Here is a 4,920-nt window from a genome sequence, read left to right on the forward strand (position 1 = left end):
CACCGGCGTCACCAGCCTGGTCAATGGCGACGACACATGCATGTCCGCATACCACCCGCATCGATACGGCGGGCCCATCCACCTGGTCAACTGCTGCATCAACCAGACCGTGGATGACCGGACCGGCAACTTCAACGCCGATCGCAACGGCATATACCTGACGGTGAGTTCGCTCGGCGTGGAAACCGGCACGCACGGACCGAAGCTGGGGTCCGATGGATGGCTCTCGCGCACGACGCTTGCCGAGTGGGTTGCCGTGTCGGGCGCTGCGATTGGTTCGGGCATGGGGTCGATGACGCGACCGGGCGTGGCGGCGCTGTGTTTCCTCACCGGACTCAGGCTTGGCTACTGGCAGGGAAACCTGCTCGACGGCGCGCCGAAGGGACCCACCTTTCTGTCCAAGTACCGGGCACTGCTGCAGGAGATGTTCGCCCGTTTTCCCGGACTGCGGAACAACGATTGGTACCTGTCCGATGGCGGTCATTTCGACAATACCGGCGTCTACGCCTTGCTGAAGCGGAAGTTGCGGCTGATCGTGCTAGCCGATTGCGGCGCGGACCCGGGCTATGTCTTCGCCGACGTTGAAAACCTCGTGCGCAAGGCGCGCATCGATTATGACGCTCGCATCGAGTTCATCGACCCGGCAAGCCTGGTCGCCCCCACCCTCGCCGGTATCGCTGCGGGTTGGTTCGGCACGCCTGACACCATCCTTCCCGAGGATGGTCCACAGCACTTCCTGCTCGCGCGCATCACCTACGACCAGGGGCCGCCGGGTGCCCTGTTGATCGTCAAGCCGCGCAGGAGCCCGGATATGCCGCTGGACGTGGCCGGCTACGCAGGGCGTGAAGGCGACTTCCCTCAGCAAAGCACCAGTAACCAGTTTTTCAGCGAGTCCGAATGGGAGAGCTATTGCGCCTTGGGCACCATCCTTGGCGCGCCCATCTCCCAGGACTTCCTCGACAAGTTGCCCTTGTGGGCGGAAAAGGGGTCGGTGATCGGTACCGACATGGCAAGTATGACGGCTCCCGTGACCGACCGGCCCCGCAGCAAGCGTATCGCCACCACCGTGGGCGCGTCGTTGGGCATCGGCGCCATTGCCACCGGCGTGATCGCCGGATGGCAGGCATGGGGCGACCACAGGGATCAGCAGGTCCAGTGGCAATCGAACTTCAACAGCGAGTCCCGGCTGTTGCGCGAATATTTGTACGATGCCGCACAGAAGAAGGCACCCTTCAACGAAGATGCCGACGCCAGCCTCAGCATGTTCGCCTCGTCGATCGATGGACTGACATTGAGCGATAAACAGACCCAGGTCATGCAGGATCTCTCGCAACTGCTGGAGCCTCTATGCGACGCCACGACCGACGGTGCGGCACACAAGACATGCGAAGGCAACATGTTCTTCCTTGCCAGCGGAGGTCGTGAGTCCACGCCATGGGACCGTGCCCTGGTCGGCTATGTGTCGTGGCACGATCGCGGCAAGGGTGACGCGAATGAAATTGCCAGCGGAGCGGCTGCCGTGAAACCGGGCCCGTCTGCATCCGTATCGCCGCCGCCACCGGTTATCGCGGCAACCGCGCCGCCACCTGACATGGCGCCCGGACCTGCCTCCTCTACCGCGACCGTGCCGGTTGCGCCGCCGAAACCGCCGGTCGTTGTCGCAACAAAGGCAAACATCCCGGCCGCAGTGGCACCGACCGCGGATGCCGTGCTGGCCGCCTGCCATCCTCCGGGCCAGCCTGCGTTCGTGATGTACACGCAGATCTATGACGAGTCGCAACGCGACCCCGTCAACCGGCTGCTGGGCCTTGCCAGGACCATCGGCATCTCCGCCACCGACATCGAAAACGTCACGGCAACCGCGGCGCAGAAGAATCGCCGCGCGCCCTATCGCTGGCGCTCGCCCACCATCCTGTATGGACCGGAGGGTAAGGACTGCGCGCAGAAGCTGGCGGGCTGGCTCACCGTGCATCCCATCGCAGCATCGCCAGGCGCAGCACAGGCCGTGCCTTTACCTTCATGGGCGGAAAGCGCTCCCAACACACTGGAGTTGTGGCTGCCGCCGCCGCGTTAGTCTTGCGGGCTGGTGCAGGCGGCGTAACGGTCGCCCTCCACCTGCGTGATCTCACCGCGGCCTTCGGCCGTGACACTGCCGGTGTAGTGCTTGGCGCTGTCGAAATCCACATGCGCCGAAGCCGCCGGGCCCGCCTTGCAGGTGAGCTTCCACGCCAGCGACGTGCTGCGGCGTTGCTGGTCCGTGGCAGTGCACTCGCCCTCCGCCGGCGTCCACGCGGCGAACGTGGTCCACGGATCGGCACCTTCATCCACGCAATGCCAATGCACTTCCGGTGCACCTGCCTTGCCCTTGGCCACGTGCCGCACCTGGATCTTCCACAGCCCGGGCATGGCACCGAAGTCACCCGGATCGGCGTGGACAGGTGTGGCCGCAGTCATGGCAAATGCACACACGGCAGCAGCGGCCAGCGGGGTCAGAGTCATTACTCTGACCCCCAATCCGGGTAGGAAAAGCTTCATCATCATCTGACTCCTTGCAAACACGAAAACCCTGCCCGCTTTCGCGGGCAGGGTCGGTATCGAGCGAACCTTGAGCGATCAGTCGACGATCGCGGTGGTATCGCTGACATCCTTCTTGGTGAAGTTGAACATGTCCATCAGGTTGCCGATGGCCGGCGCGTTCACCGGTACATACGGGTTCTTCTTGAACGCCACCGGGTTAGGCAGGTTGTCGCGGCTGCGGCCGGATATCTGGTCCTTCAGGTTCCAGTTGGCCTCGACGAATTTGTCGAACGAGACATGGTCGTAGTACGTGTGCACGACCTTGCCGCCGAGGGAGTACTTCGACACCACCAGCAGCGGGACGCGCGTGCCGTCGCCGAAGAAGTCGATCGGCTGGATGTAGCCCGAATCGTAGTAGCCACCACCTTCATCGAAGGTCACCATGATCACGGTGTCGTCCCACACCTTCGGGTTGGCTTCGGCCATTTCCACGATCTTGCGCACGTAGCCTTCGAACAGGTCCAGCTTCGACGAGGCCGGATGGCCATCGAGGATGGCGTCCGGCTTGGCGATGGATACCGCCGGCAGCGTGTTGTTCTGGATGTCGTTGTACAGGTCGTTGATGTCCTGGTTCTTGGCCCGCAGTTCCGGGTTGGTCATGACCTGGGTGGAGTACAGGAACGGATCGCAGATGTTGCAGAAGGTGCCGGCCTCGCCGTCTTCCTTGCCGGTGTCGAAGCCTTCGCCGTAGTACTTCCAGGAAACGTTGTGCTTCTCAAGCAGCAGCGCCAGGTTTTCCTGCGTGGTCGGCGGGATGGTGAACTGGTCGGCGCCCAGCGGGGCCGGCGTGCCGTCACCCAGGTAGCCCGGGTTGTAGTTGTTCACCAGGTAGTAGGCCTTGGCCTTGCAGTCGGCACCCTTGAACGTCAGGTACGGCAGCGAGCGCAGGTAGTTCTTGATTTCCTTCACGCCCGGCTGGCTTTCGTCGGCACAATTGACGTACGAACCACCACCGTAGCCGTCCTGCACCCACCAGTTGTTGGTGCCGAACTGCGCGTCCGGGTTCTCGATCTGGTTTTCCGGCGGCGTGGCCGGGTTGCCGTTCGCGTCGGCGTAGTAGATCAGGTTACCGAAGCCCAGCATGATGTGGTTGGCACCGGTGCCGCCCATCACCGACTGGTGGAAGTTGTCGCTCAGCGCATACTTCTGGGCCAGCTTCTTGAAGTACGGCGCATCGCCCTGGGCCATGTTCAGGAACTGCATGGCGGTGGAGCCTTCACCGGTGCTCTGGTCGGTGAAGTTCGCCGGCAGCGGAGCGCCATTGTTGCCCGCGCCCATGGTGGTTTCGACCCAGGGGAACAGATCGTTGAGGCAACCGCTGGGGTTGGCGGCCGTGGCCACCTTGGTGTCGCAATCGAGCTGCTGCCACATCTGGAAGAAGCGGTGCACGGGGCTGTTGGCGTAGGCGTCGTAGCTGATCGACGCATGCATGTCCACCGGCGCGTTGGCGAGCTTGGCCGGGAAACGGGTGTCGACCACGCCATTGGGCAGGCCCGTGCCACCGGCAGCGAGCATGTCGTAGGTGCCATCGGGCAGGGCCGGCTCAATGGCCTGCGCCTGCGCCGCCGAGGCGAACGGTGCCGCGGTGGGTGCGCCACCGGTGTTCATCTGCGGAAGCGTCTTGTACTTGCCGGCCTTCTTCGGCGACATGTCGAACTTGCCGGTGCTCGAGGCCATGAACTGCGTGGCAAGGTCCACGTTCGGACCCGGCGTGCCGTCGGCATTGACGATGCCCTTGGACAGCAGGTTGTCCACCGACTGCCCCTTCGGCGCAGTGTAGGTGCCATAGACGTGGTCGAACGTGCGGTTTTCACCGATCAGCAGGATCACGTGCTTGATCGGGGTAGCTGTATTGTTGCTGTTGTCCTGCCCCTGGGTCGGCTTGTGCAGTACGACGACGCCGCCGGGAAGGCCAACCTGGTTCTTGAAGGGAGCCACGGGCACATTCTGGCGGAACTGCGCATCGTGGTCGGGCGGAGTGGTGTCCTGGGCGCTGACGACGCCGGCGAGGCCGACGGAAAGCGCACCAATCAACAGCGGCAAAAGCCGTGTGCGGCGCAACGATGTAACCATTGTGAATCTCTCCCTACTGGAAGTCTTCCCCCTGATTCTTGTCGACTAAGGTTGTGGGTGGCCCGTCGACCGCCGTGAGCATCTACCCCGCATGTGACGAATCGTTGGCACGCAGGCGACAATGCGTGAGGGCGTGATGACGTTCACGTGTCAACGCAAGATATTGCGAACAATCGTTACTACCGCAACAAGAAACCAAAAGGGGTCAGAGTCATTTTTCACGGCGTGAAAAATGACTCTGACCCCATTTGGGTGGCTTCAGACCAGTTC

General features: G+C 62.9%; 2 protein-coding genes and 1 pseudogene. 1 reads left to right on the top strand and 2 read right to left on the bottom strand.

Annotated elements, in window-relative coordinates:
* Window positions 1-2,074: pseudogene (locus VK519_RS12325) on the top strand (hypothetical protein); the annotation flags it as partial.
* Here VK519_RS12325 and VK519_RS12330 read toward each other — a convergent pair.
* Together VK519_RS12330 and VK519_RS12335 are read right to left on the bottom strand one after the other, a co-directional pair.
* Window positions 2,071-2,499: a DUF3617 domain-containing protein gene (locus tag VK519_RS12330; protein ID WP_324350171.1), complete on the bottom strand. Its 429-nt coding sequence runs from the start codon at window positions 2,497-2,499 to the stop codon at window positions 2,071-2,073. The pseudogene VK519_RS12325 and the gene VK519_RS12330 overlap by 4 nt on opposite strands.
* A gap of 114 nt (window positions 2,500-2,613) precedes the next feature.
* Window positions 2,614-4,650 carry an alkaline phosphatase family protein gene (locus VK519_RS12335; protein WP_324350173.1) on the bottom strand — a complete coding sequence of 679 codons (2,037 nt, stop codon included), beginning with the start codon at window positions 4,648-4,650 and terminating at the stop codon, window positions 2,614-2,616.
* Window positions 4,651-4,920 lie beyond the last annotated feature (270 nt).

Origin of the sequence: Pinirhizobacter sp. (assembly GCF_035317885.1) — a bacterium.
Classification (GTDB): domain Bacteria; phylum Pseudomonadota; class Gammaproteobacteria; order Xanthomonadales; family Rhodanobacteraceae; genus Pinirhizobacter.